Origin of the sequence: Pseudomonas sp. PvP027 (assembly GCF_017833005.1) — a bacterium.
Lineage (GTDB): Bacteria > Pseudomonadota > Gammaproteobacteria > Pseudomonadales > Pseudomonadaceae > Aquipseudomonas > Aquipseudomonas congelans.
This window is the reverse complement of the sequence record NZ_JAFIBK010000001.1, coordinates 1,174,678-1,194,431: the sequence shown is the minus strand read 5'-3', so window position 1 is coordinate 1,194,431 and position 19,754 is coordinate 1,174,678. Positions and strand designations below refer to the sequence as shown.

Below are 19,754 nucleotides of genomic sequence, written 5' to 3'. Positions count from 1 at the left end.
GTGAGCGCTGACAGGCGTGGTCTCCGGCCCACGCCATCTGTCGATGTGCCGGGCATTGCGATTGACCTGACCGCCGATAAACGATTAACTGTATATGTGTACAGTTAATCAGAAAAGGCTCGTCTCATGAGTGTTACCTTCCTTGGCCCGTTGTCGGCAGGGGGCATTAAGCTTCCGTTCATATCGCTGTCGTCCGTGGGCTCCAGATCGCCAGTGGTCGAGAAGCATGTTTCCATTGCCGAGCTTTGCGAGGTCCGGGAGCCGCACGCCTACCTGGCCAGGATCGAAGACCAAGGTATGCAAGGGGGCGGCATGTGCAGCGGGGACATGCTGGTGGTCGACCGCAGCCAGTACGCCGAGCACGGTGACATCGTCGTTGCCTCGCTCAATGCACGGCAGATCTGCCGGCGTTTGCACATGCGTGGCGACGTGGTGATTCTGGAGTCGCAAAACCCGGATTACCCGCCACTGCATGTCACCGACAACGATGACCTGATCATCCTGGGTGTGGTGACCTACAGCCTGAAAAACCTGCTGGAGGGCCGCGCTGCATCATCAGCTCATCGATGAACAGCCGCATGTCCTTGCATTGCACGCCGCTGCGTGATCTGCTTCCCACTCTATGGCTTTTAGCGGAATACCGAGCGCATGCAAGAACGACTTGACCAGTTACGGCTCCCCAAGCCTGTACAGGGAGAAATCAGTGACCTGGTAAGGGCGCTCGACGCAACCAGCACCCGCGTCGACGTGGAAGCCGAAGCGGCGTTGCAGATCGAATATATTCATGGTCTGGAGACCAGCAGAAAGCTGCGTCCAGCCGATGCCGAAGCGCTTTACATCATATTCGACGACGCAGTTCAGGCTCGTTTACAGGCACTTGCCGATTAGATTCGGTATCCCGTTATCGCCCTGCCTGCGTGAATTTCACTCCAGACGTTATCTGTCCGCTGGATAGGGACGGATGCATTGGCTTACCCTACGAATCCGCAATCTGCGGGGTTCATGTTCAGGTTTGAATGGCAATGCGTTTATCAGGCTTCATCCTCGAGAACATCGAACCTATCGTGCGCGAGTGGACCGATTTCGCGCGCACCCTGTCCACCCTCGGCGAGCCTCTGGATACCACAGAGCTGAGAGATCATGTCGAGCAAATGCTGCGGGCTATCGCTACTGATCTGCAAACGGATCAATCGCTGCAGCAGCAGGTCGACAAATCGCAAGGCCACGCCGTGTCGCATGAAGATACGGCGGCGAAAATCCACGCGATCACCCGATTGATGTCTGGCTTCACCATTGACCAGGTGGTCTCGGAGTTTCGGGCATTACGGGCAAGTGTGATCAAGCAGTGGATGTCGCAAGAGGCGCTGGATACTCAGCAGCAGATCGAAGATATGATCCGCTTCAATGAAGCCATAGATCAGGCCCTCGCCGAGTCCATCACCAGCTACACAGGCGCGGTTCAGGCGTCACGCAATATCTTTCTGGGCATCCTCGGGCACGACTTGCGCACCCCGCTAAGCGCGATATTGCTGGGTGCCGACGTGCTGTTGCGCACCCATGATCTGGGCGCGCGGCCCACCAAGGTCGCCTCGAGGATCTATTCCAGCGTGAAGCGCGCCAACCAGATCGTTGGCGACTTGCTCGACTTCACACGTTCGCAGATCGGTCCTGGCATCCCGCTGAAAAAGACCGAAGTAGATATGCAACCCATCTGTGCCCGCATCGTTGAAGAGTCGAGTACGGTCCACCCGGAAGCAGACATTCGCCTGACCTCAGATGATCCGGTAATTGGCAACTTTGATGGCGATCGCCTCGAACAGGTCTTCTCGAACCTCATCGGCAATGCCATCCAGCATGGCAATAGCTGCGATCCCGTCGAAGTGACGCTGGCGGTCTCGGAGAGCGAGCTCCGCTTTACCGTCCACAACACCGGCAGCCCGATTCCCGAAGACGTACTCCCGTTCATCTTCAACCCGATGGACCGCTACTCACCCGAAAAGATGACCGACAACGGACCTTATTCAAGCCTGGGGCTGGGTCTGTTCATCGTCGACAGGATTGTCGATGCGCACGGCGGGCGTATCGAGGTGACGTCGAAAGTGAAGCTGGGGACTACGTTTGCGGTGATTATTCCGTTGAGTGCGGAGTGAGGTTACTTAGCGGCGATAGAAACGGGATTTCGGTCTCTATCGGATACTTACATGTATGCGCCGTGCACACACTCGATCCTGGCTAACGCATCACGTCATCGAGCTGATTCAGACTCAGCCCCGATTGTAGAAAATCCAGTCCCGCTGGTTCTTCCAGACCAAGTAAAACAGTTGAAATCTGCCGGTAGGCGTTACGAAACAGTGAGCTGCCCAGGCTGATCCGGCGAACGCCGATTGCCCTGAGTCTGTCAATCGTCATACCGAAAACAGGCAGGACGTTGAGAGGTTTGCTGAGCGCTCTCTGAATCGCCTCAAGATCCTCGATCGATTTCACGCCGGGTGCGAACAGACAATCTGCTCCTGCTTCTTCAAACGCGACCAGCCGTTTAATAACCTCGGTCAACGAATACTCGTGCTCTCCAAGCAGATAGTCTGTCCTGGCGGTGACGATGAAGTCGGCATTGAGCGCATGGACGGCCTCACTGGCAGCACGCACCCGATCGCACGCTTCTTCGATGGAGAAATACAGCGGGGTGTTCGGGTCATGATAGTCGGATATATCCTCAATGGAGGCACCGGCGCAGCCTATGGCCAGGGTTCTTCTGAAATGCTCCTCAACCTTCACCAGCGTTTTCGCCAGACCATTCTCCAGATCTGCCGTCACGGGTATGTCCACCGCCCGAACGATGCGATCAATCGCCGCAAAGCGATCTTCAGTGTCCATCGTGGGAGACGAATCTCGGTAGCCCTGTGCATAGGCAATCCCCGCGCTGGTGGTGCCGAGGCTGGCATAACCCAACTGCTGAATGAGGCGCGCGCTTCCCTCACACCATGCATTGGGCATGACGAATAACTCATCGCGTTCATGTAACTTTCTGAATACCTGGCTGGTGCTCATGGCGCCTCCCTGAAAGGGCAAGCATAGTCCTCTTTATAAATAGCAGAATTAAAAACAAGTGAAGGGCTTGCCATCTGGCAATGTCGTACTTGCGATGTAAACGCTTGGCAAGCCTCTGGAAATTAACGAGCGTAATTGCCATGACGATCAGATGCTCCGTGGCATTGCCAAGGACTTGAACACTGCTCAGTCATACCAGGCGTAGGTCCAACTCTCGAAAGCCTGCCTTTCCTGTTAAACTGCCCGCCATTCCAAACAACTCGTATCTGCACCGTGAAGCCGGTGGTTTCACCTCTGCGTTTACGTGCTGTCACCATGCCCGTTTCGAATAGCTACATTTACAGATCATTTGCTACATCGTGGCAATCGCTTGCTCAAAACGAACAAGCCGGGCTAAAAACAGCTGCACTCAAGATTAATAAACATGACACCTGAAAGCCTAGAAACCCCCTTAAATATTGGCCAACCAGCCCCAGCGCTGTCCCGCCGCTTCTCCGTTGCGCCGATGATGGATTGGACGGATAGTCTGGTAATTTCCTTTATTTACGGGACTTATGGCTTATGTGTATGTGTGATGTAGTAAATCTGACACAAGTAAGAGAGACAGTTTTTGAGGCTCGTGAAGCTTCTGATCTAATGAACTGCTGGTTTACCTGCTCTTACCTTTATCTGCGCGCCTGACAACAGGGTAGGGCGTCTGCCCAGTTCCACCAGAATCTGCAATTGTAAAGATCAGTTCACCCCTGTCTGTAGCCGCGATGCAATGCGTCAATCTGCCTAGGTATTACCCGTGGATCGAATACACGCGACGAGCCACGATCTTGAATATGATCGTATCGCCCGACTATAACGTTTCTTCTGCACTCAGCTGACCCAACTTGATGTGGTTTTTGCCGTAAACGTTGAGCGTGTTTGTGATGCGTTCAATAGCGTAATCTCTCTATCGGCTTGGAGGACTGGTTATCACTGCTTTCGTATACCATGCGGACCATAGCATTGGGTTTGGTAGCCGTGAGGTCACTTCTGAAGAATCCGATGGGGGCATGATTAAAAATATCAATCCCGAAATAAATTTGTGATGATGTAATGGTAAGTTTGCCGGAGATATCCCCAGCGACCTAAGCTACCTTTTAATATTATGCGGCACTGCCTAGACATAAATTTTTCGGTGAAGTCAAAGATTAGCTTGAGTAAGTTATTTGAAATGGTCCAAGCTGCACCGCACGGTTGGTGCTTTGACAGACTTGATTAAGTATGCGTGTATCTTGTGATGTTTGGCCTTTTTCTGCTGTGACCGTGATAGAAGATTGTTGCGAATAATTTATTAGGTTCCTAATGCTTTCATGTCTTGTACCAGATGCAGGTTGGCTTTTTAAAGAGAGGTTCAAAAGCTAGCTAGCTCTTTAGGATTGGGTGGATATGTAAAGATGACTTTAGGTTAAAACGAATTCGGACTAAGCTCATATTCAGAAAGCTGGGTTGTGTGAGTGAATCTCTTGTTGTCTTTAAAGTGCATTTAAATATTTGAAAGCTTAGTTTTCTGTATGTTTGTGCACCGTTTGGTCTTTTTAAGGCTTTTGCTATTTCTAATCTGTGCTAGTATGAAGATGCGTTTAATCAATGGAGTGGTGGTATGCGTGTAATCAGTTTGGAGAAGGTTTTTGAAGAGCTTTGCGATAAACATGAGCATCTTAAGTTGCTGCAATCTCAATGGAGATTTGACAAGGAGTTAATTTCCAAAGCGCTCCAAAATATAAGTACTATTTTTCCTCACTATAGTCGGCATGATGCGTCTCACTCTAGGCAGATAATTGTAAATATTGAAAGAATGCTTGGGGAGAGAATATATAATCTAACGGCTACGGATATTTGGCTGATATTGGAGTCGGCTTATTGTCATGACATTGGAATGGTGGTCACGCACAAGCAGATGCAAGATTTAGACACGCCTGAGTTTTCGTTATATCTAGGAGATATTGCTGCACAGCCTGAACATGAGCTTAGCGTTTTTGCAGCTAAATGGATAAAAGGTGATGCAACTTTACCCATAGGTGCCAACTCTCAAGAGTTTATGGAGCAACATAAGCAACTTCTTGCTGAGTGGTATAGAAAAAAGCATCCTCAAAACGCAGCGAAAATTATACGCAATCCTTTCGATGAAATTGGTCTTTCATCTCCTCGCAATGAGTTACTTCCAAAACGTCTGTTCGGTGCACTCGCTGCAATTTGTGATGCGCATGGATCCCCTTTTTCAGAAGTTATGCGTCTGCCCTTTTCTGAAGCAGGAATGGCGACAGAAGATTGTCACCCAAGATACGTAGCATTTCTCTTGCGCATGGCTGACTTGCTAGATATAGATGACAACAGATTCTGCCCGGTAATGGTTAAAATGTGTGGAGCGAAATTGCCTGGAATAAGCCATGCGCATTTAGAAAAGCATCAGGGCATAAAGAATTTCAGATTAGACTCCGAACGAATAAAAATCGAGGTTGAGTGCCCCTCACCTGAATCATATGAAGTTGCGCATGAGTGGTTTACATGGTTGGAGAAGGAATATCATAGTCAGTCTCAACATTGGCCGAAAATCGTACCTAACAAGAAGCTAGGACGTCTTCCGATTTTATCTCCCCCTAAAGTGACGTTAAGGGCGCCGTACCTCATAATTAATGAGGGTAAGACACCAAATTTTGACTTGGATCAGACTGCGATTTTTAAATTGCTAAGAGGTACTGGCCTTTATACTTCTAAGGTGGATAGTATCAGGGAAATACTACAGAATGCTGTTGATTCCTCCATTATTGCTATCTGGAGTCAGTCAAAGAATAAGATTTTAGGGTTGAATCCCGGGTCGCCAGAGTTAAATAGTTTGTACGACGAGAAGGCAATAGTTGTTGATTTTAATGTTAGTAGTGATGATGCGGAACGTTTCACGCTGACGGTAAAAGATAGTGGAATGGGGATCAGTTGGGATGACTTAAAGCGTATGTTGACTGTTGGTAACTCTACAAAGACGAGCGAGCGCTCCAGAGTTATCAGAGCTATGCCTAAGTGGTTTCGACCCTCTGGAAACTTCGGCATCGGACTGCAAAGTATAAGTCTTTTGTCTGATCGTTTTACTATAATAACTAAGAGCAGAAGTAGCGATCAGGCTTACAAACTGCAGTTCAATTTGGGCTTAGGGAGTTCGGTTGTTATCGAAAGTATTGACAGTCATAGCGTGGATTACGGTGCTACCGTCTCAGTCGACCTGACCATCGATGGTTTCCCTGCAACCATGAGCATACCATGGGGACGCGACCGAAGTGTTCTAATGGATAATCTGAGTAGCTATGATTTCACAGAGCCGGGATCTGACCTTAAAGGCTATGAGCAAATTCAGATATTCGCATCGATTAAGGAGTTTAATGCGGGAAGTCCTATAAAAGTATCATCTGTACAACATGCATTGGACATGTCTAGGTACGAAATGTTCTTTGATAGTGAGCGAAATATTTGTCTTTCGCATGTTGAGTTTGGATTAGGTCGTAGCTCTGAAAGTCGAACGTTTTTTCGCGGTCAAGCCTTTTCTGGACTCGGTTTGTATACTCCGTTGTTGTCCTGTGTTATAGATTTTTACGGATTTGAGGCGATGGATTTCTTGACTTATAACAGGGAAAAAATTCTTCCTCATGTCAAATCAGAGGCCGCAGAAATTGTAAATAAGGCGTTGCTTAATTTCATAGAGGTTAATTTTTCAAAGTTGGAAGTCTCTCAGCGCCCCTACGCAGCCGCATATTATTATATGCGCAGTGTTAGAGATGTTGACATTACACCCTATTTGAAAGATCTGGGTGATTATGAAGTTCACATCGATGGATTAGAGCCTATAAAGATGAAGGAATTGCTGCAAAAAATTAAAACCGGTAGTCTCGTTAATTTTCAAGTGCGTAATAGGAGTGGGATCAATGCCTTTAAGGAGGAGAATGTCTTAGCTCAGAGCAATTTGGCCGTGCTTTCAGCCGGTTCACCCGAATCAACCCTCAGCCTGATAAAGCTTTTGGCGACTAGGGATGGCCTGTTTTGGCAGGAACAGGAGGGCGAGGGATCTCATAACCATACGTGCAGCTTCAGTATCGAAGATACCATTCCGCTCAGCAAAGAAATAATGCTTAAAGCCCTGAAAGGTCAGCGTGATAACTTAACCATTGGTCGTAGAATGATTTTCCCCGCATGGGGCCGTTACCGAAGGTTGGCTGTTTCGGGTGAAATACAATGGGCAAGGCATATATCTCATGAGTCCGAGTGTGTCGAACAACTTGTGCTACCTTATATCCTTGCTCAAGATTCTTCATACACAGTTGATGTCAGCGATAATTTAGTGGGTTGGGTGTACAAGAATCGGGTTAGAAAAGATGTCACCGCTGAGGAAATCACAAAGCTGTATTCTCACCTTGTTGAGGAGATACACGCCTACGTGAACTGAGTAGTTTTGTGCGTTACAATGTGAACTTGGTCTTGTCGACTAGGCTGCTAACCATATAGGTTCGCAGCCTAGTTCAAGCGTGTACATCTCTTATTGTTCGCACTTGTGATTTACCACGACTGAACGGCTTAAAGTGAGTCAGTGCATGGCAATTATGCTGCGAGTGGCTCTACATTTCGACGAGCCACGTGAGCTCATGCGGCTCGACCCATAAGCTGATTTTGCTCCTTCGCAGCTTTTTCTCGCTGTCGATCAATGTAATCAGCCAAGTCCTGTATGTGGATGCCGAGAGCCGCTTTTTGGCTGTCAGCTCCAAGTCGTACAACGGGGATATCTATCTCGCCGTCAAGCCTTTTACGTTTGAATTTTTCCACTGTTAAGTGCATGTAATCGGCGCATACACGGTCTATGGGAATCACGGCTCGCCCGTCATACTGGGCCATCAGCAGAAATAGAGTATTCATAGCTTCACCTGTTGGAATTCAACCACCCAAACCAACGGATTGGCGTGCCAGTTCTCATGGCCATTGAGCGATACCCATAGGATCGAGAACAGTTCCTCTTCCGAGTAACCTATGCCATCTGGGTCCAGATAGTCACGGCAGCTCAATACACCCTCGGCAATGGCTTGTTCCGGTGTGATGTCTTGCAGCTTTTCGGTGCGTACATCTGTAATTTCCAACAGAATGCGGCACGCCCAGCGCGGTATGTGGATGCTGGGACGCCATTTAAAACCATAGGAGTCACCAGCTACATCTATCCGGTAGATGCAGTGCCTCGGTTTGCGAAGGGCTGCTGGAACGTCGCAGATTTTTTTGCCTGTTCTCACCCACGCCGAGTAACTAAAGGTGTGGTTGCTCCAGGACTCATGTCCGGCGTCGGGGCAGGGTATCCATGCCTCGTGTACCCAAAGCCGGTCACCTGGCTGGCCGTAAGGGCAATCAGCCGTGTGTACACCTTCCGTTCGCGCTCCACGTCCCTCGGCAAGCTCTGTGTGTGGAGTAAGGGGAGGCGTTTCCACCAACCGGCGCGTTACTGTCTTCTGGCCTGCCAGTAATGCGTGCGTCATCGGCCCGTTGAATAGTATGGGGCGCTCTTTAGCCATCGCTTTGTTGGGCGTTGCCATGTTACTGGGCCTACTCTGAACCCGTCTGGTTGGAATTTTGCTGAGCATCGCGTTATAGGCGAATGTCAGTTCCCGAGGGTGACCACCCTGACATACGCCGCGTGTTTGAAAGCTTCCATTTTGAAACGGTCGACATTCGCTACAGCACGGCAAACCAGAGAAAGGGGAAGGCTGATTTCAGCGGTGAGCTGGTCATCATGAATTGGGAACCTGCCGAGCTTGGTGGTTTGTTCTAATGTCTGGTTTCAAAATCGGCAACGACCGGTGCGCCAAGATAGAACCGTGATGATAAATAATTTTAAAATTTATACCTATTCGAGCAGGGCTGATTGTTGCCGCTGATCGAAAACTGACCAGTAGAGGAAGGCCTGAGGGCAGAACTCGACTTCAACGCACAGATTGCAGGCATGCTGGAGGGCATTGAGATCGAAGCTACCTAAATATCCTTGCTTTCATATTCGTTTCACGCCGACCTCCAGTTCATGAATGAACAAAATTGAACGCTCTTTTAAAATATCAAGGTTTACCTGCTCAGGGCAGTTTTGCATCAGTTAGGTAACTGGAGCTCTGCATTACAACGCTCATGGCGTTACGCAGTGTTCAGCCCCGGATGAATAACTTTGGAGCGACAAGGGAGAGGGAGTTTTTAATAAAGTTTCGACGAGTAAGTTAAATATTCCATGCCCAATGCAAAAAGTAAGTGCTTCGGAAATAGTACGCTAAAGTGTAAATTTACCCGTTGAAATCTTAGCTGGTTGGCATTAAGGCTTGGGCTATGACGCTAGAATGCCATAGCACCAACCTTTAACAGTTTGATTGAAGCACAAGTTACGGGTTATCTTGCTTGTATGTGTGATTGGGGTTGATCACTAATTTCCTTGCGAGGGAGTCTAGTTCTTTACTGTGATACAGATCCAGGCATTTTAGAAAGTCGAACCTGACACCTTTAATCTCAGCTTCAACTAATGGGTTTTTATAATTCCTGCCCAGATAACTGTTTACCAAGGTTTTGACTTCGTCCGGACTTTTTTCTAAGTCATAATACGTCCAATCACGCAACGCGTTAACACTACTGCCGGCATCCGTCGCTGCGTTCTTGTCACCCTTATAGGCGTTGGCCACACAAGTCGCGAGCACCATATCCTTGTAGTTTTGTCCGTAGCTTTGCTCAATACTCTGCGGATAGGAGGGTTGATCAGTTGCGAAGGCTGGAGACGCTGTAAGTATGAATGGTAAGAAGCCCAGAAAACGTTTCATCAACTTAAGCTCCAAAAATTTGCTTGATCTGTATGGTAGTTAACACCGGGCTCATTGAAATAGCAGTGATCGTAGCAAGTGTTGCCATCAAACAAAGTCGCATGACCTAGCGCATCATACCAGCCTGAAACCTCAAAAAGTATAACGCCTTTTTTTCCTACTAGTGCGCCGCCGCCAGAAGGAGGATATTTGACTACGTCCGGCTTGCCCCACTTAGTCTCCAAAAAGGTGATCAAGTTTTTTACCCGAAAAAAATATTGCCGCTGATCTCCACCGGATACAGTCTGCCCTGGGATTTTTGGAATAATAACCCCGGCATGATTTAAAATGTAGCTCATGCGCACAGCGCAAGTGTTAGTCCATTTCAGGGAAGGCTCTGAACTGTTAATGTTTTTTTCAACATATCCCCCTATCAATGTCGCAACCCTTTGTTCAGGGGTGACCGGATCGTATATTTGTTGAGACGCAGCCCATGCGGCTGCAAAGAAAGGCCTAGCCATTATTCATCCTTAATATTATAATCTGCCGATGAGATGTATATATTAAAAATATTGGCGTCAAGAGTAGATCTTGTTGCCAATGCGATCCCATCCACCTGAGACGTTACCTGCTCCACTACCATCGGTACGGCTTTGCTGGGTATAAGTGGTTTTTATTCTTCCGTAGTTCAGGCTTATAGTTTCACTCGGAACACCATTGTTAACATTCTGCGAGTAGTTAGAAATAATTACTTCTTCCAATGTGATTTCAAAATATTTAAGCTTGTCACCTCCTGCTCGATGCAATGTCAGAACGACTTGGTTAAAGTGTTTTCCTGCGCATACGGCTTCAATTATCTTGCAGCTAGCCTTATCTAAAGATTTTGTAAATGTGAAATCACTTAGAGAAGCCCGTCCTGAGGGTGCACCTCCAGCAGAACTGGCAGTAACTGAAGCGCTTTGGTGCATCCCAAAGCCGTATCCAGTTATCTCTATACAGTCTTTGTACTTGTCGTCTAATGCTTCACCCGGAATACCTTCGATTTTTACATATGCGTCAAATGCCATTGCAGAATTCCTTTTGCCAGTAATAAATTAGGTCAGAGCGCCTCAATGTGTATAGGTTGCTTTTAGCAAATAAAAGCAGCTATCACATTAACCAATCTATCATCTTGCCCGACGTGCCGGCAAGCAGTGAAAAAATCATAGATGTGAGTAGCTCCTTACCCAGCAAGGCCAGTGAGCCGAACGAGGTCTGGATGACAGATATCACTTACAACCACACCTATGAAGGATGGTTCGACCTTGGCGGTACTGGATCTCTTCTCATGCCGAGTAATTGGTTGGTCAATGAAGTCAAGGACGTGCAGCGGCCTTGCTGTTGACGCGATGTTGATGGTCATGCGGCGACGAAGGCCACAGCTGCAAGTGATGATTCACTCAAGACCAAGGCTATTAGTTTATTAGTCTTTCGACTACCTCGGCTTGATTTTTTAGAGGTTTTCTTTTATTAGAGGGGAGAAAAGAACTCGCGTGGGGTGTGCGGGGGCAGCTGTGTATGAACTTATTGCGCCACTTTTACGGCGAACGAAAAAAGATCTTGAAAATCAGGGGTTTTCTTCGTTTTTTAGTGACCTGAGTGAGCATCGCAGTTAAGGTCATTGATGCACTAGTGTTTTTTTGTGCGTGCGCCAAGGTCAACCTTTGCTTCCACAATCCGCTTGAGCCATTCCCATCCCTGGTAGGGGGCGCCACGTCCTTGCAGGTGCGTGTACCGGCGCAGCGAGTTCCAGTCACGGTGGCCCGAGACACTCGATACTCTGGGGATGTCCCAGTCCATCTCGAAAAGTCTGCTTATGCCGTCATGTCGCATGTCATGAAAGCGCAAATCTTTTAGCTCGAGATACTTACAAGCTCGTGTGAATGCGGCAGAGATCGAGTCTGAGTTATAAGGGAAAATCTCTGCGCACCTTTTAGGCATGCTTTGCAGAATCGCCCAGGCTTCGTCAGGAAGGTTGCACCAGACGTCGTTACCGATCTTCTGCCCGGGATTTTTCATGTCTCTCACCAAGACTGCTTGGCGTTTTGCATCTAGATCTCCCCAGCGAATGCGGGTGATTTCTTCCTGCCTACGTGTGGAAAATATCGCGAATCCTAGTACTTTGGGCATATTGATCGAACACGGCTTACGTATCTGCATCTCAAAAAAATGGGTAAACAGAGCGTCGAGCTCGTCTTTCGTAGGTCTTCGAGTACGCTCTTTGCTCTTGCTGACCATTCCTGGTTTACGCAGGAAGATTCGCACATCGGACATTGCGTGAGGGGCGACGTCGTACCCCATGCTGGCTTTGCTACGGACAGCACCGCTCCTGGATGCGACAGATCATTGCTTACAGTTTGCGCCTGAACACCTCTGCCTTCCTTGCCCATTCTCCACTGCGCATACTCAACCAGCTTCTGACTGGTTAACGCTGAATCGGCTACCGCTCACAGCCAGCTCTCGCTGATGTCAGTAAGCGTTACGCGTTTGGTCTTGCCCAGCGGACGAACCTTATTGTACTCGTCAAGGTATCGGTCGATTATCTGATTGATGCTTACGGTTTGCGGTCTATACGCTCGGTCGCACCCGGAGCAATTAGCTTTGCTTCACGTTTCTTGATCCAGGCTTGGACAACCTGCTTACGTTCGAAAGCCTGTCTTTCCTGTTAAACTGCCCGCCATTCCAAACAACTCGTATCTGCACCGTGAAGCCGGTGGTTTCACCTCTGCGTTTACGTGCTGTCATCATGCCCGTTTCGAATAGCTACATTTACAGATCATTTGCTACATCGTGGCAATCGCTTGCTCAAAACGAACAAGCCGGGCTAAAAACAGCTGCACTCAAGATTAATAAATATGACACCTGAAAGCCTAGAAACCCCCGTAAATATTGGCCAACCAGCCCCAGCGCTATCCCGCCGCTTCTCCGTTGCGCCGATGATGGACTGGACCGACCACCACTGCCGCTACTTCATGCGCAAGCTCTCAAAGCATGCCTTGCTTTACACCGAGATGGTCACCACCGGCGCCTTGCTGCATGGCGACCGTGAGCGGTTCCTGCGGCATGATGAGACCGAGCATCCGCTGGCATTGCAGCTAGGTGGCAGCACAGCGGCGGATCTGGCCGCGTGTTCGCGTCTGGCGGAAGAGGCGGGGTATGACGAGGTCAACCTGAACGTCGGTTGCCCGAGTGACCGGGTGCAGAACAACATGATCGGTGCGTGCCTGATGGCGCATCCTGAGCTGGTGGCGGATTGCGTGAAGGCGATGCGCGATGCGGTCGGTATTCCGGTCACGGTCAAGCATCGGATCGGTATCAATGGTCGTGACAGTTATGCCGAGTTGTGTGATTTCGTCGGCAAGGTTCAGGAGGCGGGTTGCCAAAGTTTCACGGTTCATGCGCGTATCGCGATTCTTGAAGGGCTGTCTCCCAAGGAAAACCGCGATATTCCGCCATTGCGTTATGACGTGGTCGCGCAGTTGAAGTCTGACTTCCCCGACCTGGAGATTGTGCTCAACGGTGGCATCAAGACGCTGGAGCAGTGCAGCGAGCATTTGCAGACCTTCGATGGTGTGATGCTGGGGCGTGAGGCTTATCACAATCCGTATTTGCTGGCGCATGTAGACCAGCAGTTGTTCGGCAGCACTGCGCCCGTCATAAGCCGTTATGACGCGCTGGAGTCGATGCGGCCCTACATTGCGGCGCACATTGCCAGCGGCGGCAACATGCATCACGTGACCCGGCATATGCTTGGTCTCGGCCTGGGTTTCCCCGGCGCTCGACGCTTCCGGCAGTTGCTGTCGGTCGACATACACAAGGCCGAAAACCCCATGCTGTTGCTGGATCAGGCAGCGGCGTTTCTTCAGGGGCATTGATTGGTTGATCTGAGCTGAATCAAAGGAACCGCTTATTCCAGTAGCGGCGTTGTCGGGCTGCGGTTATGTTGAGCGCATAACCCAACAAGGAAAACGCCCATGCACAAAGTTCTGGTTCCTTTCGACGGCTCCGAGCACGCCATGCGTGCCCTGGGCTATGTCATCGAGCTGTCTGGCGACCTCAACAAGCCGCTTGAAGTGCATGTGCTGAACGTGCAGGCCAGCCCCATTGATTACAGCCTTTATTTGGCTCCCGACATGATTGATGGCGTCAAGGCCGGCCTGACCAATGAAGGCAAGCGGGTGCTGGATGATGCGGTTGCGTTGTTGACTGCTGCTGGTGTGCCGTTTCATGCCCACGTCGATCTGGGCAACGTCGCCGAACAGGTCGAGGCCGAAGTTCAGCGACTCGGCTGCGACGCGGTGGTCATGGGCACCCGCGGGCTTGGCAACTTTGGCGGCCTGCTGCTGGGCTCCGTGGCCACGCGTGTGATCCACGAAGCATCGGTGCCGGTGACGCTGATCAAATAATCACTGCTGCGCCAGCGTTCTCGGCTGGCGCAGCAGTTCGATATGTTCCGCAGGCACCAGCTCGCGCAGCGATTTATACAGCGCGCGGGTCTCCAGCAGGTTCCAGATGCGCAGCATGGTTTCCAGGGCATCCAGCGGCTTGCTGATGAAATCCCGTGCACCCAGTGCCAGCGCGCGCAGGCGGGTATCGCGTGTCGCGTCGGCGGTCAGCACCATGATCGGCAGGTAGTCATTGGCCGGTATGCGCCGGTTGAGCTGCTCCAGTACCGCGAAGCCATCGAATTCGGGCATGTGCAGATCAAGCACAACGAGGTCGGGCTCGAAGCTGTTGAACAGGTCCAGCGTGCGCAACGGCTCGGTGCTGCTCAGGACATTGGTCAGTCCCTCGCGGGCAAGCAGTTGCTCCATCAGATCAAGGTTGGGCCGCTGGTCATCAATGATCAGAATGCGAAAGTCGCCGGTCATGTGGGCTCCGGTAAATACTGGTCCAGGAGGGCAAGAAACACCGGCACCTGGATGGGTTTGATCAAAATGGCCGTGGCTCCGGCCTGTTTCAGTTCGCGATGGGCTTTATCACTGGTGTCGGCAGTGATCATCAGCACGGGCGTCTGGGCGGTAGCCGGCAGGCCTCGCAGACGTTGCAGCACATCGAGCCCCTTGATGTCCGGCAGGCTGAGGTCGAGAAGAATCAGCTGTGGCGCATGCTGGCGTGCCAGGTCCAGCCCCAACTGGCCCTGCATGCTCGACAGCAACTGGATACCAGGTCTGCGTTGCAGCAGCGTTTCGATCAAGGCCATGCTCGACAGGTTGTCTTCGATGCACAGCAGCTTGCCATGATAGGTCGGGCGGGCAGGGGAGCGGGCATCAGGCGTTATCTCGAAGGGGGTGTCAGCTTGACGGGGCACTGCAGCGGCAGGCGGCTGCACCCGTACAAGCGGCAGCGCCAGTATGAACCGGCAGCCCTCGTCCGGCGTGTTCTGTACAGACAGCGTGCCATGCATCATCTCCAGCATGCTTTTGCTCAGCGCCAGTCCCAGCCCGGTCCCTTCGACGCTCGGGTTGGCGTCCAGGCGTTCGAACGGTTTGAACAGCTGGCCGATACGCTCCGGCGCAATTCCGTAACCGGTGTCCACTACGCTGACCGTGACCTGCTCGGCAGTCTGCTCGATTTCAATCCGTACCTGGCCAGCGGGCCGGTTGTATTTGATCGCGTTGGACAGCAGGTTCAGCAACACCTGAATCAGGCGCTGACGATCAGCGACCACGCCGATCTCGTCAGGCAGGTTCGGCAAGGGCTGCAATTCGATATTGGCGTCGGCAGCCATCGGCGAGACCAGCACCAGGGCTTCCTCAAGCACGCTCGACAGGGAGACGGGTTCGAGGACCAGGGAAACATGCCCGGCTTCGATTCTGGCGATGTCGAGCACCTCATTGATCAGCTTCAGCAGATGCTGGCCCGCCCGCAGAATATGACCGATTTGCGGGCGCTGGCTGGCGGGGGAATCCATGTCCAGCAACTGGGCAAAGCCCAGAATCGAGTTCAGCGGTGTGCGCAGTTCATGGCTCATGCGCGACAGGAATTCACTTTTGGCCCGGCTGGCGCGTTCGGCTTCCTCGCGCGCAGTCCCCAAGGCAATTTCGGCAACGCGGCGATCACTGATGTCACGGGTAATCTTGGAGAAACCGCGCAGTTCGTCATGGCTGTCGTACTGCGCGGTGATCACCACACTGGCCCAGAAACGGCTGCCATCCTTGCGGCGGCGCCAGCCTTCTTCGGTATAGCGGCCGTTGACGGTCGCCTCGTGCAGCGCCATGTCGGGGTGTTGCGGACACTCCTGTTGCAGATAGAACACAGAAAAGTGCTGACCGATGATCTCCTGTTCCGTGTACCCCTTGATACGCTCGGCACCTGCGTTCCAGGTGGTGATGTAGCCGTTGCGGTCCAGCGCGAAGATGCCGTAGTCCTTGACCCCTTCGATGATCAGCCGCAAACGCTCTTCGTTGTCGCGCAGTGCGCGTTCGCGTTCGGCGAGCAGCTGACCGGCTTCGACCAGCCGGGTGCCGAGCTGGCCGATTTCGTCCTTTTCAGGCGGCTGGGGCAGCAGCGGATGCCCGAGCGCCAGACGCTGGGCGTTGCGTTGCACCTGATGCACCCTGGCGACGATGCCCTTGGACAGCATCAGCACGGCAAGAATGGCACCGAAGATTCCGCACGCCGCTGCCAGCAGGGTCGACAGCAACAGGCGCTCGCGGGTGGCTGCCGCAGCCTCGGTACGTTCGGCGAGCAGCGCGTCTTCACGTTCTCGCATGATGCCAATGCGCTCGCGCAACTGGTCGAGCACGTACTTGTTTTCGATCAGGATGCGGGCGACGGTTTCCTGATCTTCCCTGTTCATCGAACGCAGTTTTTCCAGGCCGTCGACCTTGGTGTTGATCAGCGGCTCGATGGCTTTCAGGTGCTCGCGCATCTGCTCGTCACGCACATTGGTGTTGAGCCGGGTCAGTGCCGCGCCGATGAGCGGTTGCGCATTGAGATAGCCGGGCAGGAAGTCTTCCCGGTGGGTCAGCAGGTAGCCACGTACGCTGGCCGCGCCTTCGGCGATCTGGGTGTGAAGGGTCTGGATGTCGCCTTGCACGAGCAGCACACGCCGTACGTCTTCCTCTGCCTGAGCCGTCTGGCGCTCGGCGATATAGATCAGCACCAGCGAGAACATGAGAATCGCCAGTGGCAGCGAAATGGCTACCAGCGCCTTGCCGCGTAGCGGAAGATCTTCCCAGCGACTGCTGGCGTGTGCCGTCATTGCCAGTCGCTCGTCGATTGACTCACCAGTCCCAGTGCCACACCGCGTACCGCAGCCTGCGTGCGGTCCGAGGCGCCGAGTTTGCCGATAACCTTCTCCACGTGGGCCTTGGCAGTGCCGGTGGTAATGCCAAGTTTTTCGCCTATTTCCCGATTGCTGAAGCCGCCCGCTACCAGCCCGAGTACCTGGCGTTCACGCGGGGTGAGGGTTTCCGGCAGGGCTGCGCCACTGGTGTTGCGTTCGGTCATGCGCCGCAGCAGGCGTGCGCTGACGGCGCTGTTCAGTGCTTCTTCACCGCGCGCCACGCGTTGCAGGCCGTCGATCACTTCGTCGCGGCTGGCATCCTTGAGCAGATAGCCCACCGCACCGGCGCTGATGGCGGCTTCCAGGTGATCGGTGCTGTCGTCCATGGTGAAAATCACCACTTTCAGATCCGGCATGCGCTGCTGGAGAATCCGTGCAGCGCCCAGCCCGTTGAGCACCGGCATACGAATGTCGAGGATGGCGATGTCCGGTTGCAGCTCCTGGCACAGATCGATGGCTTGCTGGCCGTCGGCTGCCTGACCGACCACTTCGAACTCCGGATGCCCCGCCAGCAGCGAGACGAACCCGGTACGCGTCACCTCATGATCGTCCGCCAAAACCAGTCGCACTGTGTCAGTCATGTCATTGCCTTGTCTGCAGTAAAAGGAACGATGGCGCGCAGTCGGGTGCCGTGCCCGGGCCGACTGACGCAGGTCAGACGGCCACCGAGCAGGCTGGCGCGCTCCTGCATGGCCACCAGGCCCAGTTTCTGAACGCCTTTGCCATTAAACGGGGTGTGTGTGATGAAACCACTGCCGTTGTCTTCCAGCCGCAGTGAAATGTGCTCTTCACTCAGTTCCAGGGCCAATTCTACGCGGCCTGCACTGGCGTGTTTGAGCACATTGTTGATGCCTTCCTGGGCAATACGGAACAGGGCGATTTCCAGATGGCTGGGCAGGCGGGTCATGGAGCGCGACTGCCAGTGCACCGCGACTCCGGCTTCGCGCAACCTGTCGGCCTCCTTGTCGACCGCCTGCAGCAGTCCGAAATCGTCCAGCACGCTCGGCCGCAGGCCGCTGATCAGTTGTCGACCTTCACCCACGCAGTGCTGTGCCAGCTTGAGAATGGCCTGCAGGTCTGCGTTCAGCGGCCCGGGCAGGTCCGGACAGCGACCGGCAAAACCCTGCAATCGCTGGTGCAGACCGGCCAGTGTTTGAGCCAGACCATCATGCAGGTCGTAGGCCATGCGTTTGCGTTCGTCTTCCTGAGCAGTAAACAGCTGGCGGACCAGTTCGGACATGGTCTGCTCTCTGACCACCAGCGCGTCAAGCAGCCGATTGTTTTCCAGATGTGCCGCCAGCAACGTCGCCAGCAATTGCAGTGACTCGATGTCCTCGTTGTCCGGCGCATTGATGCCCACGCTGTTGGCCAGCAGCAGGGTGCCGAAAGAGCCTTCGTCGGCGCCGCGCAACGGTAACAGCAGCATGCACGGCAGGGCGGTATCGGGCCGCTCCAGCCATTGCGGGCCAATGGCCAGCGGGTCGGCAGCGGTTTCAAGCGTAGCGAGGCGTTCTGCACTGCCATGACTGGCGGTGGTCTGCACACTGTTGTCGGCACTCCATTCCAGCAACAGGCCATGGTCCATCGCCACGAATGCGCACGCGCGTTGCAGTACGCGCTGGCGCATGGCTTGAGGTGGCAGATGGGTCAGCTCCTGACCGGTATCCACCAGCAGGCGAAGACGTGCGGCGCGGCTTTGCGACTGGCGATACTGGTTGCGGATGGCCAGTGCGCTTGCCGGATCAAGGGGAGGACTTTGCATGGGGTGCTCCAGCGAGGGTTGATGCCCGCGCGGGCATAACAGAAGTCAGGCTATTAGAACTGTATCAGGAGGTGAAGCCCATCTGCCGATTGGCATACACAGTTAACCCCGGTTGGCCGATGGCGAGCCGTGGCGGGGAGGGCAAAGTGGCACTCACTGAACCCCTGAACAGATCCCCGTAGGAGAGTAGCGATGAAAACGAAATTGACCGCCCTGGCCCTGTTGCTGGTTGTAAGTGCACCGATGGTTCAAGCTGCTGCCGAGCCGTCCGGCTATACCTACCGCATGGTGGCCGAGACGCCAAGCAATGTGAACGACAAGGAAATCGCCGGTCTGTTTGATCGCTGGAACAAGGCCCTGCAAACCGGAAACTCCACTACCGTCGCATCTTTGTACACGCCGGACGCTGTCCTGCAGCCTACGGTCTCCAACAAGGTGCGTGCCACTCCGGCAGAGATCAAGGATTACTTCGATAAGTTCCTGGCGCTCAAGCCGGTTGGCGAGATCAACTACCGGGAGATTCGTCGCCTGGGGCCGGACGCCGCTGCGGACAACGGTGTCTACACCTTCACGTTGACGGCTCCGGACGGTAAAAAGACCAAGGTACAGGCACGCTATTCGTTTCTTTATCACCGCGTCGGCAACGAGTGGAAGATTCTCAACCACCACTCCTCGGCGATGCCGGAAGTGCAGCCCGAGTACCAGGTCAGCCGCTGATCTGTCGTCGGCCAGGCTGAAAACAAAAAATCCGGAGCACGTGCTCCGGATTTTTTTTGTCTGCCAGGACCGC

The 19,754-nt window shown here is 52.8% G+C and carries 17 protein-coding genes and 3 pseudogenes; 9 read left to right on the top strand and 11 right to left on the bottom strand.

Annotated features, from left to right (window positions below):
* Nucleotides 1–126 precede the first annotated feature (126 nt).
* The 3 genes from JOE33_RS04565 (at nucleotide 127) to JOE33_RS04555 (ending at nucleotide 2,150) form a co-directional block, all read left to right on the top strand.
* Entirely contained in the window at nucleotides 127–570 is a 444-nt protein-coding gene (locus JOE33_RS04565; RefSeq protein ID WP_003407014.1) for a S24 family peptidase, read from the top strand.
* A gap of 78 nt (nucleotides 571–648) precedes the next feature.
* Complete coding sequence (locus JOE33_RS04560) at nucleotides 649–888, top strand: hypothetical protein (protein WP_010426787.1); 240 nt, start codon at nucleotides 649–651, stop codon at nucleotides 886–888.
* Nucleotides 889–1,022: 134 nt separating this feature from the next.
* Nucleotides 1,023–2,150 carry a sensor histidine kinase gene (locus JOE33_RS04555; protein WP_010426788.1) on the top strand — a complete coding sequence of 376 codons (1,128 nt, stop codon included), beginning with the start codon at nucleotides 1,023–1,025 and terminating at the stop codon, nucleotides 2,148–2,150.
* A gap of 82 nt (nucleotides 2,151–2,232) precedes the next feature.
* Here JOE33_RS04555 and JOE33_RS04550 read toward each other — a convergent pair whose 3' ends face one another.
* A complete protein-coding gene (locus JOE33_RS04550; protein ID WP_122693725.1) occupies nucleotides 2,233–3,048 on the bottom strand; it encodes an isocitrate lyase/phosphoenolpyruvate mutase family protein in 816 nt (271 codons plus the stop codon).
* A gap of 1,633 nt (nucleotides 3,049–4,681) precedes the next feature.
* Between JOE33_RS04550 and JOE33_RS04545 the strand changes: the two genes are divergently transcribed.
* Nucleotides 4,682–7,510 carry an ATP-binding protein gene (locus JOE33_RS04545; RefSeq protein ID WP_187626113.1) on the top strand — a complete coding sequence of 943 codons (2,829 nt, stop codon included), beginning with the start codon at nucleotides 4,682–4,684 and terminating at the stop codon, nucleotides 7,508–7,510.
* Between the two features lie 194 nt (nucleotides 7,511–7,704).
* Here JOE33_RS04545 and JOE33_RS04540 read toward each other — a convergent pair whose 3' ends face one another.
* Both JOE33_RS04540 and JOE33_RS04535 read right to left on the bottom strand, forming a co-directional pair.
* The gene (locus tag JOE33_RS04540; RefSeq protein WP_122429338.1) at nucleotides 7,705–7,974 is read right to left on the bottom strand and encodes a pyocin activator PrtN family protein; all 270 of its coding nucleotides are present in this window, start codon (nucleotides 7,972–7,974) and stop codon (nucleotides 7,705–7,707) included.
* On the bottom strand, nucleotides 7,971–8,636 hold the full coding sequence (locus JOE33_RS04535; protein ID WP_240009420.1) for a hypothetical protein: 666 nt from the start codon (nucleotides 8,634–8,636) through the stop codon (nucleotides 7,971–7,973). Before JOE33_RS04535 ends, JOE33_RS04540 begins: the two co-directional genes overlap by 4 nt.
* 80 nt (nucleotides 8,637–8,716) lie before the next feature.
* Between JOE33_RS04535 and JOE33_RS04530 the strand changes: the two are divergent.
* Nucleotides 8,717–8,872: pseudogene (locus JOE33_RS04530) on the top strand (DNA adenine methylase); the annotation flags it as partial.
* A gap of 592 nt (nucleotides 8,873–9,464) precedes the next feature.
* Here the strand turns inward: JOE33_RS04530 and JOE33_RS04525 are convergent.
* From JOE33_RS04525 to JOE33_RS04515, 3 genes are read right to left on the bottom strand one after another with little or no spacing between them, the layout of a single operon-like run.
* Nucleotides 9,465–9,893, bottom strand: coding sequence for a type VI secretion system amidase immunity protein Tai4 (locus tag JOE33_RS04525; RefSeq protein WP_187626112.1), 429 nt, complete (start codon nucleotides 9,891–9,893; stop codon nucleotides 9,465–9,467).
* Nucleotides 9,893–10,393 carry a type VI secretion system amidase effector protein Tae4 gene (locus tag JOE33_RS04520; protein WP_103751151.1) on the bottom strand — a complete coding sequence of 167 codons (501 nt, stop codon included), beginning with the start codon at nucleotides 10,391–10,393 and terminating at the stop codon, nucleotides 9,893–9,895. The genes JOE33_RS04525 and JOE33_RS04520 overlap by 1 nt, the downstream gene beginning before the upstream one ends.
* 57 nt (nucleotides 10,394–10,450) lie before the next feature.
* The gene (locus JOE33_RS04515; protein WP_187626111.1) at nucleotides 10,451–10,939 is read right to left on the bottom strand and encodes a type VI secretion system tube protein Hcp; all 489 of its coding nucleotides are present in this window, start codon (nucleotides 10,937–10,939) and stop codon (nucleotides 10,451–10,453) included.
* Nucleotides 10,940–11,109: 170 nt separating this feature from the next.
* On the opposite strand from JOE33_RS04515, the pseudogene JOE33_RS04510 reads away from it, so the two are divergent.
* Nucleotides 11,110–11,314: pseudogene (locus JOE33_RS04510) on the top strand (DDE-type integrase/transposase/recombinase); the annotation flags it as partial.
* Between the two features lie 226 nt (nucleotides 11,315–11,540).
* On the opposite strand, the pseudogene JOE33_RS04505 reads toward JOE33_RS04510, so the two are convergent.
* A pseudogene (locus JOE33_RS04505) lies at nucleotides 11,541–12,659 on the bottom strand (tyrosine-type recombinase/integrase).
* A 107-nt stretch (nucleotides 12,660–12,766) separates the two neighbouring features.
* On the opposite strand from JOE33_RS04505, the gene dusA reads away from it, so the two are divergent.
* Nucleotides 12,767–13,786: a tRNA dihydrouridine(20/20a) synthase DusA gene (dusA, locus tag JOE33_RS04500; protein ID WP_096101162.1), complete on the top strand. Its 1,020-nt coding sequence runs from the start codon at nucleotides 12,767–12,769 to the stop codon at nucleotides 13,784–13,786.
* A 99-nt stretch (nucleotides 13,787–13,885) separates the two neighbouring features.
* The gene (locus JOE33_RS04495) at nucleotides 13,886–14,317 is read left to right on the top strand and encodes a universal stress protein (protein ID WP_187626110.1); all 432 of its coding nucleotides are present in this window, start codon (nucleotides 13,886–13,888) and stop codon (nucleotides 14,315–14,317) included.
* Here the strand turns inward: JOE33_RS04495 and JOE33_RS04490 are convergent, their stop codons facing one another.
* From JOE33_RS04490 to JOE33_RS04475, 4 genes are read right to left on the bottom strand one after another with little or no spacing between them, the layout of a single operon-like run.
* Nucleotides 14,318–14,782, bottom strand: coding sequence for a response regulator (locus JOE33_RS04490; RefSeq protein WP_010426794.1), 465 nt, complete (start codon nucleotides 14,780–14,782; stop codon nucleotides 14,318–14,320).
* The gene (locus tag JOE33_RS04485; protein ID WP_187626109.1) at nucleotides 14,779–17,118 is read right to left on the bottom strand and encodes an ATP-binding protein; all 2,340 of its coding nucleotides are present in this window, start codon (nucleotides 17,116–17,118) and stop codon (nucleotides 14,779–14,781) included. The genes JOE33_RS04490 and JOE33_RS04485 overlap by 4 nt, the downstream gene beginning before the upstream one ends.
* Nucleotides 17,115–17,783 (bottom strand): response regulator transcription factor, encoded by a 669-nt coding sequence (locus tag JOE33_RS04480; protein ID WP_003371654.1) that lies wholly within the window; start codon nucleotides 17,781–17,783, stop codon nucleotides 17,115–17,117. The genes JOE33_RS04485 and JOE33_RS04480 overlap by 4 nt, the downstream gene beginning before the upstream one ends.
* Nucleotides 17,780–18,964, bottom strand: a complete 1,185-nt coding sequence (locus JOE33_RS04475; RefSeq protein ID WP_187626108.1) for a sensor histidine kinase — start codon at nucleotides 18,962–18,964, stop codon at nucleotides 17,780–17,782. Before JOE33_RS04475 ends, JOE33_RS04480 begins: the two co-directional genes overlap by 4 nt.
* A gap of 192 nt (nucleotides 18,965–19,156) precedes the next feature.
* On the opposite strand from JOE33_RS04475, the gene JOE33_RS04470 reads away from it, so the two are divergent.
* Nucleotides 19,157–19,681, top strand: a complete 525-nt coding sequence (locus tag JOE33_RS04470) for an SgcJ/EcaC family oxidoreductase (RefSeq protein ID WP_187626107.1) — start codon at nucleotides 19,157–19,159, stop codon at nucleotides 19,679–19,681.
* Nucleotides 19,682–19,754 lie beyond the last annotated feature (73 nt).

Bases quoted from the DNA above. Each gene is read 5' to 3' on its own strand.
- JOE33_RS04565 (WP_003407014.1), top strand. From the start codon at position 127: ATGAGTGTTACCTTCCTTGGCCCGTTGTCGGCAGGGGGCATTAAGCTT.
- JOE33_RS04560 (WP_010426787.1), top strand. From the start codon at position 649: ATGCAAGAACGACTTGACCAGTTACGGCTCCCCAAGCCTGTACAGGGA.
- JOE33_RS04555 (WP_010426788.1), top strand. From the start codon at position 1,023: ATGCGTTTATCAGGCTTCATCCTCGAGAACATCGAACCTATCGTGCGC.
- JOE33_RS04550 (WP_122693725.1), bottom strand. From the start codon at position 3,048: ATGAGCACCAGCCAGGTATTCAGAAAGTTACATGAACGCGATGAGTTA.
- JOE33_RS04545 (WP_187626113.1), top strand. From the start codon at position 4,682: ATGCGTGTAATCAGTTTGGAGAAGGTTTTTGAAGAGCTTTGCGATAAA.
- JOE33_RS04540 (WP_122429338.1), bottom strand. From the start codon at position 7,974: ATGAATACTCTATTTCTGCTGATGGCCCAGTATGACGGGCGAGCCGTG.
- JOE33_RS04535 (WP_240009420.1), bottom strand. From the start codon at position 8,636: ATGGCAACGCCCAACAAAGCGATGGCTAAAGAGCGCCCCATACTATTC.
- JOE33_RS04525 (WP_187626112.1), bottom strand. From the start codon at position 9,893: ATGAAACGTTTTCTGGGCTTCTTACCATTCATACTTACAGCGTCTCCA.
- JOE33_RS04520 (WP_103751151.1), bottom strand. From the start codon at position 10,393: ATGGCTAGGCCTTTCTTTGCAGCCGCATGGGCTGCGTCTCAACAAATA.
- JOE33_RS04515 (WP_187626111.1), bottom strand. From the start codon at position 10,939: ATGGCATTTGACGCATATGTAAAAATCGAAGGTATTCCGGGTGAAGCA.
- dusA (WP_096101162.1), top strand. From the start codon at position 12,767: ATGACACCTGAAAGCCTAGAAACCCCCGTAAATATTGGCCAACCAGCC.
- JOE33_RS04495 (WP_187626110.1), top strand. From the start codon at position 13,886: ATGCACAAAGTTCTGGTTCCTTTCGACGGCTCCGAGCACGCCATGCGT.
- JOE33_RS04490 (WP_010426794.1), bottom strand. From the start codon at position 14,782: ATGACCGGCGACTTTCGCATTCTGATCATTGATGACCAGCGGCCCAAC.
- JOE33_RS04485 (WP_187626109.1), bottom strand. From the start codon at position 17,118: ATGACGGCACACGCCAGCAGTCGCTGGGAAGATCTTCCGCTACGCGGC.
- JOE33_RS04480 (WP_003371654.1), bottom strand. From the start codon at position 17,783: ATGACTGACACAGTGCGACTGGTTTTGGCGGACGATCATGAGGTGACG.
- JOE33_RS04475 (WP_187626108.1), bottom strand. From the start codon at position 18,964: ATGCAAAGTCCTCCCCTTGATCCGGCAAGCGCACTGGCCATCCGCAAC.
- JOE33_RS04470 (WP_187626107.1), top strand. From the start codon at position 19,157: ATGAAAACGAAATTGACCGCCCTGGCCCTGTTGCTGGTTGTAAGTGCA.